Annotated in this window: 21 protein-coding genes; 2 read left to right on the forward strand and 19 right to left on the reverse strand. The window is 36.2% G+C overall.

What is annotated here, in order from left to right; translation table 11 throughout:
• Positions 1 to 3: 3 nt before the first annotated feature.
• The 4 genes from OU989_RS22315 to rpsF form a co-directional block, all read right to left on the reverse strand.
• A complete protein-coding gene (locus OU989_RS22315; RefSeq protein WP_274795086.1) occupies positions 4 to 945 on the reverse strand; it encodes a YybS family protein in 942 nt (313 codons plus the stop codon).
• Between the two features lie 227 nt (positions 946 to 1172).
• Entirely contained in the window at positions 1173 to 1409 is a 237-nt protein-coding gene (gene rpsR / locus OU989_RS22320) for a 30S ribosomal protein S18 (protein WP_012296211.1), read from the reverse strand.
• A gap of 40 nt (positions 1410 to 1449) precedes the next feature.
• A complete protein-coding gene (gene ssb / locus OU989_RS22325; protein WP_274795087.1) occupies positions 1450 to 2019 on the reverse strand; it encodes a single-stranded DNA-binding protein in 570 nt (189 codons plus the stop codon).
• Between the two features lie 43 nt (positions 2020 to 2062).
• Entirely contained in the window at positions 2063 to 2350 is a 288-nt protein-coding gene (gene rpsF, locus OU989_RS22330) for a 30S ribosomal protein S6 (RefSeq protein ID WP_274795088.1), read from the reverse strand.
• 177 nt (positions 2351 to 2527) lie between these two features.
• Here rpsF and OU989_RS22335 point away from each other — a divergent pair, with 177 nt between their 5' ends.
• On the forward strand, positions 2528 to 3097 hold the full coding sequence (locus OU989_RS22335) for a DUF3267 domain-containing protein (protein WP_274795089.1): 570 nt from the start codon (positions 2528 to 2530) through the stop codon (positions 3095 to 3097).
• A 49-nt stretch (positions 3098 to 3146) separates the two neighbouring features.
• Here OU989_RS22335 and OU989_RS22340 read toward each other — a convergent pair whose 3' ends face one another.
• The 4 genes from OU989_RS22340 to OU989_RS22355 all read right to left on the reverse strand — a co-directional run bounded on the left by OU989_RS22340 (position 3147) and on the right by OU989_RS22355 (position 6547).
• Entirely contained in the window at positions 3147 to 4232 is a 1086-nt protein-coding gene (locus tag OU989_RS22340; protein WP_274795090.1) for an acyl-CoA dehydrogenase family protein, read from the reverse strand.
• Positions 4233 to 4271: 39 nt separating this feature from the next.
• On the reverse strand, positions 4272 to 5372 hold the full coding sequence (gene ychF, locus OU989_RS22345; RefSeq protein ID WP_274795091.1) for a redox-regulated ATPase YchF: 1101 nt from the start codon (positions 5370 to 5372) through the stop codon (positions 4272 to 4274).
• Positions 5373 to 5469: 97 nt separating this feature from the next.
• Positions 5470 to 5670 carry a DUF951 domain-containing protein gene (locus OU989_RS22350; protein ID WP_274795092.1) on the reverse strand — a complete coding sequence of 67 codons (201 nt, stop codon included), beginning with the start codon at positions 5668 to 5670 and terminating at the stop codon, positions 5470 to 5472.
• 1 nt (position 5671) lies between these two features.
• On the reverse strand, positions 5672 to 6547 hold the full coding sequence (locus OU989_RS22355) for a mechanosensitive ion channel family protein (RefSeq protein WP_274797397.1): 876 nt from the start codon (positions 6545 to 6547) through the stop codon (positions 5672 to 5674).
• A 91-nt stretch (positions 6548 to 6638) separates the two neighbouring features.
• Between OU989_RS22355 and yyaC the strand changes: the two genes are divergently transcribed.
• Positions 6639 to 7271, forward strand: a complete 633-nt coding sequence (gene yyaC / locus OU989_RS22360) for a spore protease YyaC (RefSeq protein WP_274795093.1) — start codon at positions 6639 to 6641, stop codon at positions 7269 to 7271.
• Here yyaC and OU989_RS22365 read toward each other — a convergent pair.
• From OU989_RS22365 to rpmH, 11 genes are all read right to left on the reverse strand, one after another.
• Positions 7188 to 7904 carry a DUF554 domain-containing protein gene (locus OU989_RS22365; RefSeq protein WP_274795094.1) on the reverse strand — a complete coding sequence of 239 codons (717 nt, stop codon included), beginning with the start codon at positions 7902 to 7904 and terminating at the stop codon, positions 7188 to 7190. The two genes, yyaC and OU989_RS22365, sit on opposite strands and share 84 nt — an antisense overlap.
• 78 nt (positions 7905 to 7982) lie before the next feature.
• Entirely contained in the window at positions 7983 to 8831 is an 849-nt protein-coding gene (locus OU989_RS22370) for a ParB/RepB/Spo0J family partition protein (RefSeq protein WP_274795095.1), read from the reverse strand.
• The gene (locus OU989_RS22375; RefSeq protein ID WP_274795096.1) at positions 8824 to 9585 is read right to left on the reverse strand and encodes a ParA family protein; all 762 of its coding nucleotides are present in this window, start codon (positions 9583 to 9585) and stop codon (positions 8824 to 8826) included. The genes OU989_RS22370 and OU989_RS22375 overlap by 8 nt, the downstream gene beginning before the upstream one ends.
• Positions 9586 to 9808: 223 nt before the next feature.
• Positions 9809 to 10708 carry a nucleoid occlusion protein gene (noc, locus tag OU989_RS22380; protein WP_274795098.1) on the reverse strand — a complete coding sequence of 300 codons (900 nt, stop codon included), beginning with the start codon at positions 10706 to 10708 and terminating at the stop codon, positions 9809 to 9811.
• 179 nt (positions 10709 to 10887) lie between these two features.
• Positions 10888 to 11604 (reverse strand): 16S rRNA (guanine(527)-N(7))-methyltransferase RsmG, encoded by a 717-nt coding sequence (gene rsmG / locus OU989_RS22385; RefSeq protein ID WP_274795099.1) that lies wholly within the window; start codon positions 11602 to 11604, stop codon positions 10888 to 10890.
• 109 nt (positions 11605 to 11713) lie between these two features.
• Positions 11714 to 13606 (reverse strand): tRNA uridine-5-carboxymethylaminomethyl(34) synthesis enzyme MnmG, encoded by a 1893-nt coding sequence (gene mnmG / locus OU989_RS22390; RefSeq protein ID WP_274795100.1) that lies wholly within the window; start codon positions 13604 to 13606, stop codon positions 11714 to 11716.
• Between the two features lie 28 nt (positions 13607 to 13634).
• Positions 13635 to 15020, reverse strand: coding sequence for a tRNA uridine-5-carboxymethylaminomethyl(34) synthesis GTPase MnmE (mnmE, locus tag OU989_RS22395; protein WP_274795101.1), 1386 nt, complete (start codon positions 15018 to 15020; stop codon positions 13635 to 13637).
• 251 nt (positions 15021 to 15271) lie between these two features.
• Positions 15272 to 16075 (reverse strand): RNA-binding cell elongation regulator Jag/EloR, encoded by an 804-nt coding sequence (jag, locus tag OU989_RS22400; RefSeq protein WP_274795102.1) that lies wholly within the window; start codon positions 16073 to 16075, stop codon positions 15272 to 15274.
• Complete coding sequence (gene yidC / locus OU989_RS22405) at positions 16072 to 16842, reverse strand: membrane protein insertase YidC (RefSeq protein ID WP_274795103.1); 771 nt, start codon at positions 16840 to 16842, stop codon at positions 16072 to 16074. The genes jag and yidC overlap by 4 nt, the downstream gene beginning before the upstream one ends.
• 361 nt (positions 16843 to 17203) lie before the next feature.
• A complete protein-coding gene (gene rnpA / locus OU989_RS22410; RefSeq protein ID WP_274795104.1) occupies positions 17204 to 17548 on the reverse strand; it encodes a ribonuclease P protein component in 345 nt (114 codons plus the stop codon).
• Positions 17549 to 17648: 100 nt separating this feature from the next.
• Positions 17649 to 17783: a 50S ribosomal protein L34 gene (gene rpmH, locus OU989_RS22415; protein ID WP_004233310.1), complete on the reverse strand. Its 135-nt coding sequence runs from the start codon at positions 17781 to 17783 to the stop codon at positions 17649 to 17651.
• Between the last annotated feature and the right edge of the window lie 603 nt (positions 17784 to 18386).

Consider the following 18386-nt stretch of genomic DNA (forward strand, 5'->3'; position numbering starts at 1 on the left):
CCCTTATTCTTTAGTCTTCCCCTTTACAAGTGAACGTACGTCAAAGCCTAAATCAACGATACCGAGTAAGATCATGAAGGATGATAATGGAATAGCTAACAAAGTAGCAACCCATTTTACTCCATTTGGCATCCCTTTTTTTGAAATGAAGTAATGGATAAAAGATATCCCTTGTAGAATGAGTAACAACCATAATATATAAGAAACATTCAATACAATTATATCTAACGTAGATCCGGCCTCTGGACGCATAAATAAATTAATGCATAAAACAATCATGTAATACCATAAAATAGAGCGTGGTAATCTCATATTTTGAAACGGAGCAAACTTAGGAATATCTACTCCCAGTCGTTTTAATGCAGGTAAGTTTAATGTAATGATAATAAATCCAGCAAAAAATGCTGATATTGTAATCGTTGCAGGCATAGTTAGCTCAATTGTTTTAAACATTGCCTCAAGCTGTTCTGGATTTATAGCTACCTGGCCAGTGACATTCTTTGCAAATTCATTTGATTGCTCGTAATTTTGACGAGCTACTTCTAAACTCATATTAATAAAGTCTATTCCCGTCAGTTTTACATAAGCAATATAAACAATTGCCATGGAAATTAGATTAGCAATCCCCGTCGACATAAATAAAAAGAGCTTACTTTTCTTCAAATAAATTGCGTTACCCATTACGACACCCACTAGCCCTAAAATAAAGGCAAATGGTAGCATGGATATTCCACTTGTTATCGTGGTTAGGATACAGCCTACTATTGCAACAAGTATGGATGTGGAACGCTTGTAATTTGCGCTATACCAAGCAATCGGTAGTGGAGCAAATATTAAAGCTACTATAAAGATGAATGGTACATATGCAGAAATAAGCATTAATATCGTAAAAAGTGCAACCATCATTGAGCCTTGGACAAGCGCTTTTGTTTGATTATTCGGCATTGAAAACCTTCCTTTTTTTCAGTCAAACTTACTATCCTTTATTGTACCATTTTTTCATAGTGTTGAACAAAAATCGCTTAGATCACTATATGCTTTGTTATCAATTTTATCAAACAACTGCCAATTCCATTTTACCATAACAAAAAACCAGCATACCCCGATACGAATATCGTAATATGCTGGTATTTAAAATTGATGTAAGGTCAGTTACCTTAACGTCATCAATCTTATTTATCTTCTGCTACGAATGGAAGTAATCCCATGATACGAGATACTTTGATAGCTGAAGTTAATTTACGTTGGTACTTAGCGCTAGTGCCAGTTACGCGACGTGGTAAGATTTTACCGCGCTCAGAGATGAATTTTTTTAATAAATCTACATCTTTATAGTCGATATGCGTAATGTTATTAGCAGTGAAGTAGCAAACTTTACGGCGTTTGCGGCCTCCGCGACGTGGTGCCATAGTATGTCTCCTCCTTATCTTTTTTTATATTATAGAAGCATTAGAATGGAAGATCATCCTCAGATACTTCTATCGGTCCTTTGCTATTCGCAAATGGATCCTCATCTACACGTGTATAATTCGGCTGATTCATAGGTGGTTGATTTTGTTGATAAGTATCGCCGCCATAGGAACCCTGCCCTGGCATAGCGCCACCAAACTGTTGTTGTGGCTGACCACCGCCATATGACGGTTGGTTATTACCGTAAGTTTGTCCACCACCGTATTGAGGAGCAGCAGCGCCGCTACCATTACGTGGTTCTAAAAACTGTACGCTATCCGCCACGACATCTGTTGTATATACTCGCTTACCGTCTTGTCCTTCATAACTGCCCGTTTGGATACGACCTTCTACCCCAATTAAACTTCCTTTTCGCATGAAGTTCGCTAGGTTTTCGGCCTGTTTTCGCCATGCAACACAGCTAATGAAATCAGCTTCGCGTTCACCTTGTTGATTTGAGAATGCACGGTTTACAGCAACTGTAAATCTTGTAGACGCAATTCCGTTCGGTGTATAACGTAGCTCAGGATCTTTTGTTAGTCTTCCAACTAATACGACACGGTTTATCATCAGAATACAACCTCCTTTTCAGCGTTTTGTTAAAAGTCAATAATTAAGCTTCTTCGCGAACTGCAATGTGGCGAATGATGTCTTCGCTAATGTTAGCTAGACGTGTATACTCGTTAATTGCTTCTGAAGGAGCGTTTACTTTCACGATTTGGTAGTAACCTTCGCGGAAGTCTTGAATTTCATAAGCTAAGCGGCGTTTGCCCCACTCTTTTGATTCGATGACTTCTGCACCGTTAGAAGTTAAGATTTCGTTGAAACGTTCAACTAAAGCTTTCTTCGCTTCGTCTTCAATGTTCGGACGTACGATGTACATTAATTCGTATTTTCTCATCTGTTTACACCTCCTTATGGACTTAGGCTCTCCTATGTAAGGGAGCAAGGAGCAAGTAATATTATTACTCACATCAATGAATTGTAACATATAGGTACTTATCTTTCAAGTCGCAAACTAATAATTCGGTATATAATAAGAATATATATTGCAATCTTCCATGAAAGGGGCGATTCAATGCTACCAAATAAAGAGCCAATTGTTATTGAATTAGATATAAAAAAATTGATGATTGATAATTTGGTTATTACAGGTGGTCTTGTTATATTATTTACAGCCATTCAATATATTTGCTTTAAAGATTTTCATTTTTCTTTTTGGAATATGATTGTTGGTACAGTACTCTTTGTGATTCTATACATTATTTTTATTGTTCTACATGAGGTATTTCATTTAATTGGTTTTATGTTTTTTGGCAAAGTACCCTTGAAGGCTTTAAAATATGGCATAAATTTAGAGCTTGGTGTTGCTTATGCGACTACAGTACAACCTCTCTCCAACCAAGCAATGAAAAAGGCATTATTACTACCTTTTTGGACGACTGGTGTTCTTCCGACAATTGCTGGGTTTTATTTTAATAGTACCGTTTTAATACTCGTAGGAGCTTTTTTAATGGCTGGTGCAATAGGTGACTTTGCCATGTATAAAGAATTAAGGAAATATCCAAAACAGGCTCTTGTACGAGATGATCCTAAATTACCGAAACTTTACGTATATACTCAACAGAACGAAGATAACTCACTATAAGTTAGAATCTGTAGCATTGAGATAAATAGCTGCAGATTCTATCTATTCTTTAAGGCGTTAAAAATCCGTGCTGAGCTGCGGTATATAAATTTCTCCATATACGATTAAGCGTAGATGTTTCTGTAATAGCCTCCATACCAAGACTTCGTATTAAATGATTTGCTATGTCAACGCAAGCAGCAGCAATCTCTTTACTCATTTGTGTAAATTGAGATTGTTCATCTTCTGTTAAAAGGACACCCTGTTGGTGTTTTTGCCAATATAAAGTCAATGTTGTATAGAACCGCTCCTCATATTGCTTATAATGCTTCTGCTGCTGCATCAATAAAAATTGTAATGCCCCAATCCGTTCAGCTCGATTGATATCATGATTTCGTTGCTTTGTTAATTTATATGCTTCTTCTAAGAAATTTTCGGTAATACCAAGACAAACGCTTAAAAACGAAGCCTCCGCAAAAGTTACAAATGGAAAGCTATGTACTGAGTTGCCATAACTATTTTTTATTGCTCCTAGTTGAAACGTTGCTTCTTCGGGTACCCAAATATTATTCACACGAATCGTATGACTGGCTGTTGCCTTCAATCCCATCGCACACCAATCATTCAATATCTCAACGTCTTGTGGACTCACTGAACAACTAATAATTTCATCTTTTTTGATCCCGTCTTCTTCAATAAAGCAGTTCATTGTAAAAGTAGACGCATAATTGGAGCCACTGCAGTACTTCCACTGTCCCGTTACAACATAACCACCCTCTTCTTTCACAGCTATTCCTGTTGGATAACCACTACCTGCTATGACTGCATCCTTAGGCATAAAAATTTTCTCACAAACATTTGCACTGAAGGTTGGAATAAACGCATTCCCCCCTGTACCAATTGTAATTAGCCAACCAAAATTCCCATCTATAGCTGACATCTGCTGAAATACTTTTACACCTTCCACTAAATCTAAATCCTTACCACCTAATTCTTTTGACATGAACAATTTAAACAATTTTTGTTCATAAATAAAATCAAGTACATCTTGTGGTAGCTTTCCAAGCTGCTCAAACTCTAACCCACGTTCTTTAATCTGTAAAAGATTCATTTGTATAACTGCCCCCATTACTAAAAATTCTGATAACGGATCCATCAAAAAAGGGCAACCATTGTAGATTGCCCCTGTCCATTTTTATACATTAAAGCGGAATAACATAATATCGCCGTCTTGTACTTCATAATCTTTACCTTCAAGTCGAACTTTACCAGCTTCTTTAGCTGCTGCTTGAGAACCTGCCTCTAGTAAATCATCATAAGCAACCGTTTCTGCTCGAATAAAGCCACGTTCAAAGTCAGTATGAATAATACCTGCACACTGTGGCGCCTTCATACCTTTACGGAACGTCCAAGCACGTACTTCTTGTACACCTGCAGTAAAGTACGTTGCTAATCCTAATAAATCATAAGAAGTACGGATTAGCTGATCTAAACCTGATTCTTTAATGCCTAGTTCTTCTAAGAACATAGCTTTTTCTTCATCATCAAGCTCGGAAATTTCTTCTTCGATTTTTGCGCAAATTGTAATTACTTGAGCACCTTCAGCTGACGCATACTCACGTACTTTTTTCACATACTCATTGTTGTCTGCATCTGCTACTTCATCTTCTGAAACGTTTGCAACATAAAGCATTGGTTTAATTGTTAGTAAATGAAGACCTTTAATTACTTTTAGCTCATCATCTGAAAGTTCTGCAGCACGTGCTGGTTTACCGTTTTCTAATTGTTCTTTAATTTTTAGAAGTACTGGCTCTTCAATCATTGCATCTTTATCTTTTTGTTTTGCCATTTTACTAACTCGTTGTATACGTTTATCTACTGATTCTAAGTCAGCTAGCGCAAGCTCTAAATTAATTACCTCGATATCATCAATTGGATCTACTGCACCTGATACGTGTGTAATGTTTTCATCTACAAAACAACGTACAACCTGACAAATTGCATCCACTTCACGAATATGAGCTAGGAATTTATTCCCTAATCCTTCACCTTTGGAAGCACCTTTTACAATTCCTGCGATATCTGTGAATTCAAATGCAGTTGGCACAGTTTTTTTCGGTACAACTAATTCTGTTAATTTATCTAAACGTGCATCTGGTACTTCAACGATACCAACGTTCGGATCAATCGTTGCGAATGGATAGTTTGCAGCCAATGCGCCCGCTTTTGTAATTGCGTTAAATAATGTTGATTTTCCAACGTTAGGTAAACCAACGATTCCAGCTGTTAATGCCATGAATGGACACAACCTTTCTATACTCAGTTCAAATTTTCTCTCATATAACCTTATCTATTATATTGATTCGCTCATAAAAAGTCTAATATGCCTGATGTTAAGCCTCATTAGCAGATATTAAAACCTTTTTCATTTTTTTCTCAAATTCACGGCGCGGAATCATGACACTATGCTGACACCCTTCACATTTAATACGGACATCTGCGCCCATACGAATAATCTTCCATTTATTTGTACCACATGGATGTTGTTTTTTCATTTCAACGATATCATTTAAACCAAATTTTTTAGCTTCCATGTTATTCACTTCTCCCCTCATCTTTTCCATAGAACATCATTTTTGGATAGGCCATTGGTATGTTATTTTCTTCAAAAAGTTTTGTAACATCACGGCGAATTGTACGTGCAACGCCATATTGTTGCTGTGGTAATGTTTCAGCCGCTATACGTATTGTTACCTCAGTCCCTTTAACATTTTGCACACCTAAAAAAACCGGAGTCGTTATTAATTCCTTATGCAATGTAGGTAATGTCTCTAAATACTTATTAATAACCGCTTCAGCTTTCCCAAAATCAGCAGCTGTGGTCATTTGTAAATCTATAAAAATTTTGGAGTTGTTAACAGAATAATTGACGACCTCACCAATTGCACCATTTGGGATGATGAACTGCTCCCCCGTGGCTCCATTAATTTTTGTAGTACGTAAACCTATTTCTACAACTGTACCTTCTGCTGCATTTATTTTTATATAATCCCCTACACCAAATTGATCTTCAAAGATAATGAAGAATCCAGTAATAACATCCTTTACTAAACTTTGAGCACCAAAACCTATTGCTAAACCAACAATCCCTGCACCGGCCAATAGCCCTGCTACCTTTATATTTAAAGAAGAAAGAATTCCTATAATCGCTGAGAAGTAAACTACATAAGAAATCACACTTTGTAATAATCTTGCAATTGTTCGTTGACGTCGCTCTGAGTGGTTTAATGGGGAACGCATTCGTATTAAGAACACTTTTTTAATAAATTTTTTACCTAATCTTACAGCTAACCATGATGCTAATAAAATGAGCACAATCTCTATGGATGCATCAATCACATGATCCCAAAGTTCCTCAGATGTGAGCTTATCCCAATATCTCTCCATTAACTTTTTTTTATTCTCTTCCATCATTACCACCTATTGAATAACTTGCTAAAAATTTGCGTATACTGCATAAAAATTGAGCACTTCTAAATATAAAAAGAAAGTGAGTTTTTTTATGAATACTATACCAAATATGTTACTACCTTATTCCCTTCATCACGAGAGTAAAAATGCTGTTTGGCAATTAAGCACATTATTTTTAGAACATATACCGTTTCATCATGAACGTTTAATTTTTTGTTGTATTGGTAGTGACCGCTGTACAGGTGATACACTTGGACCATTAACAGGTAGCTTTCTAAAAAAATCAGTTAGCTTTCCCTATGAAATTGTTGGTTCTTTAGAAGATCCTTTACATGCTCTAAATCTTGATTCTACTATGCAACAGCTACACAATCATACTACAAAACCTTTTATTATTGCGATTGATGCCTGTCTTGGCAGTGAGCAAAATGTTGGCCATATTTCAGTTCAAAGCGGTCCTATTTTTCCCGGCAAGGCTGTAAAAAAAGAATTACCTCCAATCGGAGACATTTCCGTTAAAGGAATCGTCAATATTGGAGGCTTTATGGAAATGCTTGTTTTACAAAATACAAGACTTCATATTTCTTATGCTATGGCAGAAAAACTTTCTAGAGCTTTATTATTAGCTGCCCACCGTTATTCACTGAAAAGTGTAGAAGATGGCAACCATAACGCCAACAACGATAATACCTGGCAGCAAGTTAGCAGCTTTGATTTTAGCTAAACCAGCAATGTTTAACCCTATTGCCATAATCATTACGCCGCCAACAGCAGTCATTTCAGTAATGTACATTTCTAGCGCCGCATCAGGTATAAAGGAGCTTATAACGCCCGCAAAAAGTGCAATTAAGCCTTGATAAACAAAGACAGGTACAGCCGATAGCATAACACCTATACCTAATGTGGATGCTAAAATAATGGATGTAAATCCATCTATTAATCCCTTTGTAATTAAAACATTGTGATCATTACGTAGACCACTATCGAGTGCACCGATTACAGCCATCGACCCAACAACAAAAATTAGAGAAGCAGTGACAAAGCCCTCTGCGATGCTTATTTGGTTTTGATCATTCCGTTTTGTTCGAAATAATGACTCGACCCATTTTCCAAGCCGATTCATTTGCTTATCTAAATCCAACCACTCACCTATTACTGTACCTACAACTAAACTTACTACTAATATAATAAAGTTATCACTTTCAAAGCCCATTTTTATCCCTAACAATGTGACCGCTAAACCAATAATGGATAGGACCGTAGATTTCATAGATTCAGGAATATTTTTAAAAATGCGCCCCACTAATGCACCTGCTATAATTAGCACAGCATTAATCAATGCCCCTAGTATTACCACACTTAAGCCTTCCTTCTCTCTAAAAAATAGAGAGCGCCTGTTTGCTTGGCGCTCTGATTAAGTTATAGAAATATTATTTTATTCTTCCTGTAAGTTCAAAATTTCTAAAATACGTTCTAAATCATCTTCGGAATAAAATTCAATTTCAATTTTTCCTTTATTGTTTGTTTTTTTGATTTGTACATTTGTTCCAAAATAATCACGTAATTGGGATTCTTTGGCTGCTACAAAAATATCTTTCTTCTTTGGTGGAATTGTTTCACGTGAAACTTCTTCATTGATACTTTGTACTAGCATTTCAACCTGACGTACATTCAAGCCTAGGTTAATTACCTTATTGGCTACTTCTGAAATTCTTCTTTTATTTTTCAAGCCGAGTAAAGCCCGTCCTTGCCCCATTGATAACATGCCTTCATTCATCAATTTTCGAACATCTTCTGGTAAAGCAAGTAGACGAACGTGATTGGCTATATGTGGTCTACTTTTTCCTAGCCGCTTAGATAATTCTTCTTGTGTTAAATGTAGGTTTTCCATTAAGCTCTGATAGGCTTCTGCTTCTTCAATAACTGTTAAATCCTCACGTTGGAGATTTTCTAAAATGGCTAGCTCCATCATTTGAGCATCTGATAGCTCTTTAATAATGACAGGAATAACCTCTAATTCAGCTAAGAGACATGCTCTATAACGGCGTTCCCCAGCAACAATTTCAAATTTACGTCCTTTTTTTCGAACAGCAATTGGCTGCAAAATACCATGCTCTTTAATAGAATCTGCTAGCTCCTGTAAACTTTCCTCATCAAAAATTTTACGAGGCTGATATGGGTTCGCAACAATTAAATCCAATTGGATTTCTTCTACTTGCCCACTTTGTTCTAAAGACTCTCCTGGAAATAGTGCACCAATGCCCCTTCCTAAACCTTTAGCCATTTTTTATCACTTCCCTCGCCATCTCCAAATAAACTTCTGCACCTCTAGATTTTGCGTCGTAAGTGATGATTGGTTGACCATGACTTGGTGCCTCACTTAATCGCACATTACGAGGAATGATCGTTTTATATACTTTATCTTGGAAATATTTTTTTACTTCATCAATAACCTGTAAACCTAAGTTTGTTCGTGCATCCAACATTGTTAAAAGAACCCCATCAATATAAAGCTGCTGGTTTAGATGCTTTTGAACAAGTCGAACAGTGGATAATAATTGACTTAGCCCTTCCAATGCATAGTATTCACATTGAACCGGGATAATCAGTGCATCTGAAGCAGTTAATGCATTAATTGTTAAAAGTCCTAAAGAAGGAGGACAGTCAATAATAATATAATCGAAATCTTCTTTAACATTTTGCAGTGCATGTTTTAATCGCACTTCTCTTGAAATAGTAGAAACCAACTCAATTTCGGCACCTGCAAGTGAAATTGTTGCTGGCACGATTGATAAATTTTCAACATTTGTTTTTTGAATGACATTTTCTACATCTTCGTCGTCAATGAGCACATCATAAATACAGCCCTGTATTTCTCCTTTATTAATACCAAGTCCACTTGTTGTATTCCCCTGCGGATCAGTATCAATTAAAAGCACTTTCTTACCTAAATAAGCTAGGCAAGCGCTCAAATTGACCGAAGTTGTTGTTTTACCTACGCCACCCTTTTGATTGGCGATTGCTATAATTCTACCCATTTAAAAGCACCTGCTTTCATCTATCAAAGTTTACTTTGACAAATCATTTGTAAAATCACTCTTTAATCCGCTATCTAACTCTCATTCTATCAAAAAAATTGAAGAGAGTTGTATAAAATATTAAGAATATATACAAAAAAGGAGATATCTCATTTATCTTTCTGAGATATCTCCTCTGTACAGTGTTCGATAAAGCTCTAAATTACTTTTTTAGAATAATTTATTACACCTTTTTCTTTTTAGGTATCTTCACTGTAATTTGATAATATTCTTCTGTATCTTCTTCTTCTGTTTTCACCGTAATACCGCTTTTTGTTACCATTGTTAACGATTGTTTAATCGTATTTAAAGCAATGCGTACATCTTTACTTATAGCTTTTCTCTTTGGCTTTGCTTTCCTTGGTGCCGATTCTTCCTGCTCGTCTGTTACTGGATTTAATATTGTCTGAATTTGTTCCTCTAATTGACGAACATTCCAATCATTATCAATCGTTTGTTGTAAAATTTCTAATTGTAATGGTTGATCTTTTACTGCGATTAATGCACGTGCATGTCGTTCAGATATTTGGCGCTTCAAAATGGCTTGCTGCACTTCTTCCGGCAACCTTAATAAACGTAATTTATTGGCTACAGTGGATTGTCCTTTTCCAAGTCGTTGGGCAAGTGCTTCCTGTGTAAGCTCATGAAGCTCTAATAATTTTTGATAGGCTACCGCTTCTTCAATTGCAGTTAACTCTTCACGCTGTAAGTTCTCTATTAACGCAATAGAAGCTGTTTCCTTATCAGTTAAATTACGTACAATAGCAGGGACCTCTGTCCATTGTAGCTTTTTCATCGCCCGATAACGACGCTCACCGGCAATGATTTCATATTGATTTTCTGATGTTTTACGTACAACAATTGGCTGAATCACACCATGTGTATGAATGGTTCTTGATAATTCCTCAATTTTTTCATCATCAAAAATAGTACGTGGCTGAAAACGGTTAGGTACAATTTGATTAATAGGCAACTTTATGACTTCTTCCGCTGCATGAACCGCCTCTGCTTGTTCTACTTCATTTTTCACAATAGGCTCCGTTTTACTCCCGCCTCCAAAAAAACGTGAAAAAGGACTTTTCATCCAAGTGGCACCACCTTTAAGTAACTATCTTGCTCTGTGTCATTCTATTATTATTTATTATATTTCTCCAAATGTATATAGTTCATAGATGTCTTTTGCGTGAACCATCCATAACTAGTATGTATGCTCAAAATAGAAAAAATATTTTCTACTTTGAGTAGTTTCACATGAAACACTAATTATTGAATCGGTGTTTTATTTGGTACACCTGGCTTACGCGGGTATTTTTTCGGTGTTCCTTTTATTTTATCAAATATATATAAAATGCGGTCACTTTCTTCAATAGGTAGCTTGAAAGAAAATTCTTCTCTTAGTTTAACACCTAATGTTGTTAAAGCTTTTTTAGCATCCTTTAATTCTTCTGCCCCAGCTGCAGCTTTTAAAGCAACAAAATATCCATCTTGTTTTGCTAAAGGTACGCATAACTCCGATAACACTGATAACCGAGCTACAGCGCGTGCTGTTACCACATCAAATTGTTCACGATATTTTACATTTTGACCAAACTCTTCAGCTCGTGCGTGTACAAAATGCATATTTTCTAATTGTAACTCATCACTTAGATGATTTAAAAATGTAATTCTTTTATTTAAAGAGTCGACAATTGTGACGTGTAAATGTGGGAAACAGATTTTAATAGGTATACTAGGGAAACCTGCACCTGCTCCAACATCACAAACAGTGGTTACTTTGGAAAAATCAAAATAGAAAGAGGCACTAATTGAATCAAAGAAATGCTTTAAATAAACGCCTTCTACATCTGTAATAGCCGTTAAATTCATCTTTTCATTCCACTCGACAAGTAGCTCAAAGTACTTTTTAAATTGAGAGATCTGCTTATCTGAAAGTACAATGCCTTTCTCTTTCAGTGCCTCTATAAATTGTTGTTCGTTCATGTAAAGTCTCCTTTATTAATCTAGCTATCCTGTTCTACCAATAGGATAACTTTAAAAATAGGAAGCGGGCACAATGGTATGCCCGCCCCTTATTTACTTTACTGTCTTATTAGCTGCTTACTTTCGCAATTTTACCTTGTTCAATGTAAACAAGCAGAATGGATATATCTGCTGGATTAACTCCAGAAATACGAGAGGCTTGGGCAATAGAAAGAGGTAAAACCTGTTTTAATTTTTGACGTGCTTCTGTTGCTAAACCAGAAATAGCATCGTAATCAATATTCTCAGGGATTTTTTTATTTTCCATTTTGTGTAGCTTCTCTACCTGTTGCAATGCCTTTTCGATATAGCCTTCATATTTAAGCTGTATTTCAATTTGCTCTTTCACTTCATCTGACAATTCAATTTCTGCCGGAATTAAAGAAGATATTAACTCATAATGCATTTCAGGACGTTTTAATAAATCTGCGCCACGAATACCATCTTTTAATTCACTACCACCAACTGAACGAATAACAGATTGCGTTGTCTCATTTGGTTTAATAATGACTTCACGAAGACGTGCAATTTCCTTTTCAATCAGCTCTTTTTTCTCATTGAATTTATTATATCTTTCTTGTGGAATCATGCCCATGTTATATGCAAGCTCGATTAAACGTAAATCTGCGTTATCGTGGCGTAACAATAGACGATATTCTGCACGAGATGTTAATAAACGATACGGCTCATTTGTCCCTTTTGTTACCAGGTCATCGATCAAAACGCCAATATAGGCATCAGAGCGACTTAAAATTAACTCTTCTTTACCAAGGACATTCGCAGCAGCATTCATTCCTGCCATTAAGCCTTGTGCGGCTGCTTCTTCATAACCAGATGTACCGTTAATTTGCCCAGCTGTATATAAGCCTTTAATACGTTTTGTTTCTAATGTTGGCCATAATTGTGTTGGCACTATTGAATCATATTCAATTGCATAACCAGCACGCATCATTTCCGCATTTTCTAAGCCAGGGATAGATTTTAGTAAACGTGTTTGAACATGCTCTGGTAAACTTGTTGATAAACCTTGAACATAGACCTCACGCGTGTTACGACCTTCTGGCTCCAAGAATATTTGATGTCGTGGCTTATCATTAAAGCGCACAACTTTATCTTCAATCGACGGACAATAACGTGGACCTGTCCCTTTGATCATCCCTGAATACATCGGTGAAAGATGTAAATTCGCTTCAATAATTTCATGTGTTTCAGGACTTGTATATGTTAACCAGCAAGGAAGTTGATCCATAATGAATTCAGTTGTTTCAAAACTAAATGCACGTGGAACATCATCTCCTGGTTGAATCTCTGTTTTGTCATAATCAATTGTACGGTTATTTACACGTGGTGGTGTACCTGTTTTAAAACGAACTAAATCAAAACCAAGCTCTTTTAAATTATCAGCTAAACGGATCGAAGGTTGTTGATTATTAGGACCGCTTGAGTATTTCATATCACCGATAATAATTTCACCGCGTAAGAAAGTACCTGTTGTCACCACTACTGTTTTAGCACGATAGACGGCTCCAATTTGTGTAATGACCCCTTTCACTTCTCCATCTTCAATAATTAACTCTTCAACCATTCCTTGATGGATTGTTAGGTTTTCAGTTTCCTCCAACACACGTTTCATCTCTTGTTGGTATAAAACTTTGTCTGCTTGTGCGCGCAATGCACGTACTGCTGGACCTTTTCCTGTATTTAACATTCTCATTTGTATATGTGTTTTATCAATAACTTTCCCCATGACGCCACCTAAAGCGTCAATTTCACGTACGACGATTCCTTTGGCAGGGCCACCGATAGATGGATTACACGGCATAAATGCAATCATATCTAAATTGATTGTTAGCATTAATGTGTTTGCGCCCATTTTAGCCGCAGCATGAGCAGCTTCTGAACCTGCGTGACCTGCGCCAATTACAATAACATCATACGTGCCTGCCTCATATTTTGTTGGCATGCTCGTATCTTCCTTTCCCTTTATAAATTTATTTTCCTAAGCAGAACTGTGAAAATAACTGATTAATTAGGCTTTCTTGTACTGTGTCACCAATAATTTCACCAAGTATTTCCCATGTTCTTGTTACATCAATTTGTACCATATCTACTGGTACACCCTCCTGTGCAGCTGCTATTGCATCTTCTACTGTTGCTTGTGCTTGGTGCAGAAGAGCAATATGTCTTGCATTTGAAACATATGTTAAATCGCCCGCTTCGATTTGTCCTTCAAAGAATAATGCTGCAATGGCTTCCTCTAATTCAGTAATGCCCTCCTCCTGTAACAGAGAAGTCGTGACAATACGGTGGTCACCAGCTAATTCTTTAACACGTGCTAAATCTATTTTTTGCGGTAGATCTGTTTTATTAACAATGACGATGTAATCCATCGAATCAATTGTTTCGAAAAGTCGCTCATCCTCTGCAGTCAATTCATCTGCATAGTTTAATACAAATAAAATTAAATCTGCTCCACGAAGAGCTTCACGAGAGCGTTCTACACCAATTCGTTCAACAATATCCTCTGTTTCCCGGATACCTGCTGTATCCACTAAACGAAGTGGAACACCACGTACATTGACGTACTCTTCTATAATATCACGAGTCGTACCTGCGATATCTGTCACTATGGCCTTATTTTCTTGTACTAAGCTATTTAAAAGCGAAGATTTCCCTACATTCGGACGACCTAAAATAACAGTTGATAATCCCTCGCGCAAAATCTTTCCTTGAGAAGATGTTTGTAGAAGTTTAATAATTTCATTTCTTACCCATGTACATTTCTCTACTAATACAGGGACCGTCATTTCTTCTACATCATCATACTCCGGATAATCTATATTAACCTCTACCTGTGCTAATGTCTCTAGTAAAGCTTGGCGTAAATCACCAATAAGTCTCGACAATTTCCCATCCATTTGGCCCAAAGCAACATTCATCGCACGATCTGTTTTTGCTCTTATCAAATCCATAACAGCTTCAGCCTGTGAAAGATCTATACGTCCATTTAAAAAAGCTCGTTTTGTGAATTCACCTGGCTCAGCTAATCTTGCTCCATTTGTTAAGGCAAGTTTTAATACGCGATTGACTGAAACTAGTCCACCATGACAGTTTATTTCTACAACATCCTCACGCGTGAATGTTTTAGGTCCACGCATCAGCGATAGCATAACTTCCTCTACTACCTCATTTGTTTTAGGATCAACTAAATGCCCATAATGAATGGTGTGCGAATCTTTCGTAGTTAAACTTTTTCCACCAGGTGATTTGAATATTTTATCTGCAATCGTTACTGCCTCGTCCCCACTTAAACGAACGATGGCTATGGCACCTTCACCCATTGGTGTGGATATCGCAGCAATTGTATCGAACTCCATTTAATGACCTCCTCAACGTTATCCACATGTGGATAATCAAAACCGACCAATACTTACTAACACCTTAGACTAACATATTTTCTGCAAAATCTAAAGTAAGGATCATTTCCAAATGTGGATAAAATCATTTTTATAGTTAATCTTATTTTCGACAAATATCGATATTCTCTGTCACATTAAAAAGGTCATTTTATCACGCAGATAAAATGACCTTTCAAAATATATTGTCTGTATGATTTTTGAGCAACAGTCTAACGGTTTTTTACTGGTTCAATTACTAAATAACGATTAGGTTCTGTGCCTTCTGAATACGTTTCAAGATCTAGACGATTTGCTAATTGATTATGAATTATCTTTCGTTCGTAAGACGGCATTGGTTCAAATGCCACACGTTGATTTAAGCGTAATGCTTTATCCGCCATTCGATCTGCCAATAATTCTAATGCTACTTGTCTACGTTCGCGATAGTTTTCTACATCTAATTTCACCATTAAAAATTGCTTAGCACTTTTATTTAATATTAGTTGCGTTAATTGCTGTAAGGAATTTAGTGTTTGACCTCGTTTCCCGATAAGCAGTGCCGCCTTCTCACTTTTTAATTGAAATAATACATATTTCCCTTCACGAGTCGTAGCAATATCAAGATCATGAATATCCAGTTGTTCAGCAATGCTTACTAAATACGCTTTTGCATCTTCAATTGGATTTGCTGAATCTACTTCTTCATTTTGTTCTTTAACGACTTGTTGAACAGCTTCGATTTCACTTGGTTGTTCAGAAACTTGTGAACTTATTGTTTCAACATTATCTACTGCCAGTGGTTCGTCTAATTGTGTCGTATTTTGCGGTTCGGCTTTTTCGTTTTCAATTGTCGGAACCTGAACTTCCTTTATAGTTACACGTACCTCTGCAGAACGTGCACCAAAACCTAAAAATCCTTTTTTACCTTCTTGTAAAACTTCAACATCTACTTGTTCACGGGTTTTGCCAAGTTTCTGTAACGCCAATGAGATCGCTTCTTGTGTTGTTGCGCCTATTTGCGTAAGTTGTTTCACTTTTTAGCCCCTCCATTTTGAGCAGGTTGTGTTTTATCTTTATTCCAAGGTTTATAAATAAACAGGTTTTGGAAAATCGAAATAATATTCCCGATTACCCAATATAGTGATAATGCAGCTGGTAAGGCCATACCAAAAGCAATGATCATGAATGGCATAATATACATCATAATTTTCATTTGAGGATTATCCATTGCTGGTCCTGTACGCAATACGATAAATTGCATTAAACCTGCCGTAATTGCTAATGCAGGTGCAGGATCTGCTAACGGGAAGATAAAGAAATTCCCTAAATCAAATGTAGATGTAGCATTCATACGACTAATTGCATGATAGAAACCAATTAAAATTGGCATTTGAATGATTACTGGTAAACATCCAGCAAGTGGGTTTACTCCAGATTCACTCATTAGCTTCATCATTTCTTGCTGATATTGTTGCTGTGTCTGAGCATCCTTAGAAGCATACTTCTTTTGCAATTCCTTCAATTTTGGCTGAATTTCTTGCATCTTTTTAGAGCTCTTTGTTTGTTTAATCATTAAAGGTAAAATTGCTAAACGAATAATAATTGTTACGGCAATAATCCCCCATGCATACGTACCGAGCAGATCAGCAAAGTATTTTATCGCTGATACCAACGGCCAAACAATGAATTCATTCCAGAAGCCTGTGCTGTCTTTGGAAATTGGTTCATTGAATTCTGTACAACCAGAAAGTAGTAAGGCTACTGATACTAGTGACAAAATTACCCAATGTTGTTTTTTCAACCTTCTTCCCCCTACAATTACTATTCACTTTTTCTTAATTCTATATGCATTTTTTCATTCACAGACAGTTTCCTACCACAAGATCTGCCGGCTACTTTACCTAAATTCTGTCAGCGTTTTGGACGTCCTCAATAAAGATAAAGTTATCAGTTATTTTATCACGCCTATAACGTTCACTCTACTAAATATTCTAACTACATAAATTTATTCATAAGTTATGTTGCGAAATTTACATACTTTTAGTGAAATACAGTATTTCATATACCCCTATGCGTATATTCCCCTTACTTATTATCGTATGCAAATTCGCTGTACACTACTATTAACAGGACAGACATTTTTCACCACTTGCTTGCATACATTACACTTTCTTCATAACCTTTGCGATTCGTAGTACATGCTGCAAACTCTGTTTCACTTCATGAAAATCCATAGTGGCCGCCGGTTGTCTGGCGATAATAACATAATCCATATTCGGCTTTAAATCATTCTTTAATTCCTGAATACTTTGTCGAATATAGCGTTTTATTTGGTTGCGTGTTACCGCATTCCCAAGCTTTTTACTAACTGATAAACCTACACGAAATTCGGTTTGCCCCTCTTTTGCTAAAAAATAAACGACAAACTGACGATTAGCGAAAGATTTACCTTTTTTAAACACCTTTTGAAAGTCATCATTTTTTTTCACTCTTTGGCGTTTTTTCATTTCTTTCACCTGCTATTAGATAATATCTTTTGATCCTCATTTCTAGGTTTACCAAAAATAAAGAAAAAAAAGACCACTGATGTGGCTCAGTGGACTTATTTTATGCTGATAAAACTTTTCTTCCTTTACGACGACGAGCAGCAAGAACTTTGCGTCCGTTTTTCGTGCTCATACGTGCGCGGAAACCGTGAACTTTGCTGTGCTTACGTTTTTTTGGTTGGTAAGTACGTTTCATTTATATAGACACCTCCTGAATGAGTTGAATTTTTCAACATACAGACTCGAATATTATATAAAGTATCTAGTTATTTTGTCAATGTATTTCATAAATTTCTTTTAGTCATCCACTCTACTTATTTTTTTATTCATCTCAATTTCTATTTAGTTAACATTTGTATTCTCATAAATAACGATTAATTATTTCCCATGAACATAAAATATTTATCCACAGAGTACTTGTTTTTTTTACACAGAGTTGTGTATAGTATTTTTTGCATTATTTTTTATCCACAACAATTATCTACAGCTTTTTCACATAAGCAGTGCTTGTGGACAACTCTGAAGTGCATAACTACAAGCTATGTGGATAAGTTTCATAAACTATTGAAATAGCTTTGTTTTTCTGATACGATTACTGTGCTTCACTTTGTTGAAAACTGAAACGAACATTTTAATTATCCACAACTGTTAATATGCTGTGGATAATTTTTATCACAGCCTTTGGTTAACTTTTATCCACAACTTGTGATTATGTGGACGAGTTGTAAAATGAACGTATTTACCATTTCTATAAATGCGATTTTTTTATGTATTGAACACTGTAAAGGAGATTAGCAGC

Source organism: Lysinibacillus irui, assembly GCF_028877475.1.
Lineage (GTDB): Bacteria > Bacillota > Bacilli > Bacillales_A > Planococcaceae > Lysinibacillus > Lysinibacillus irui.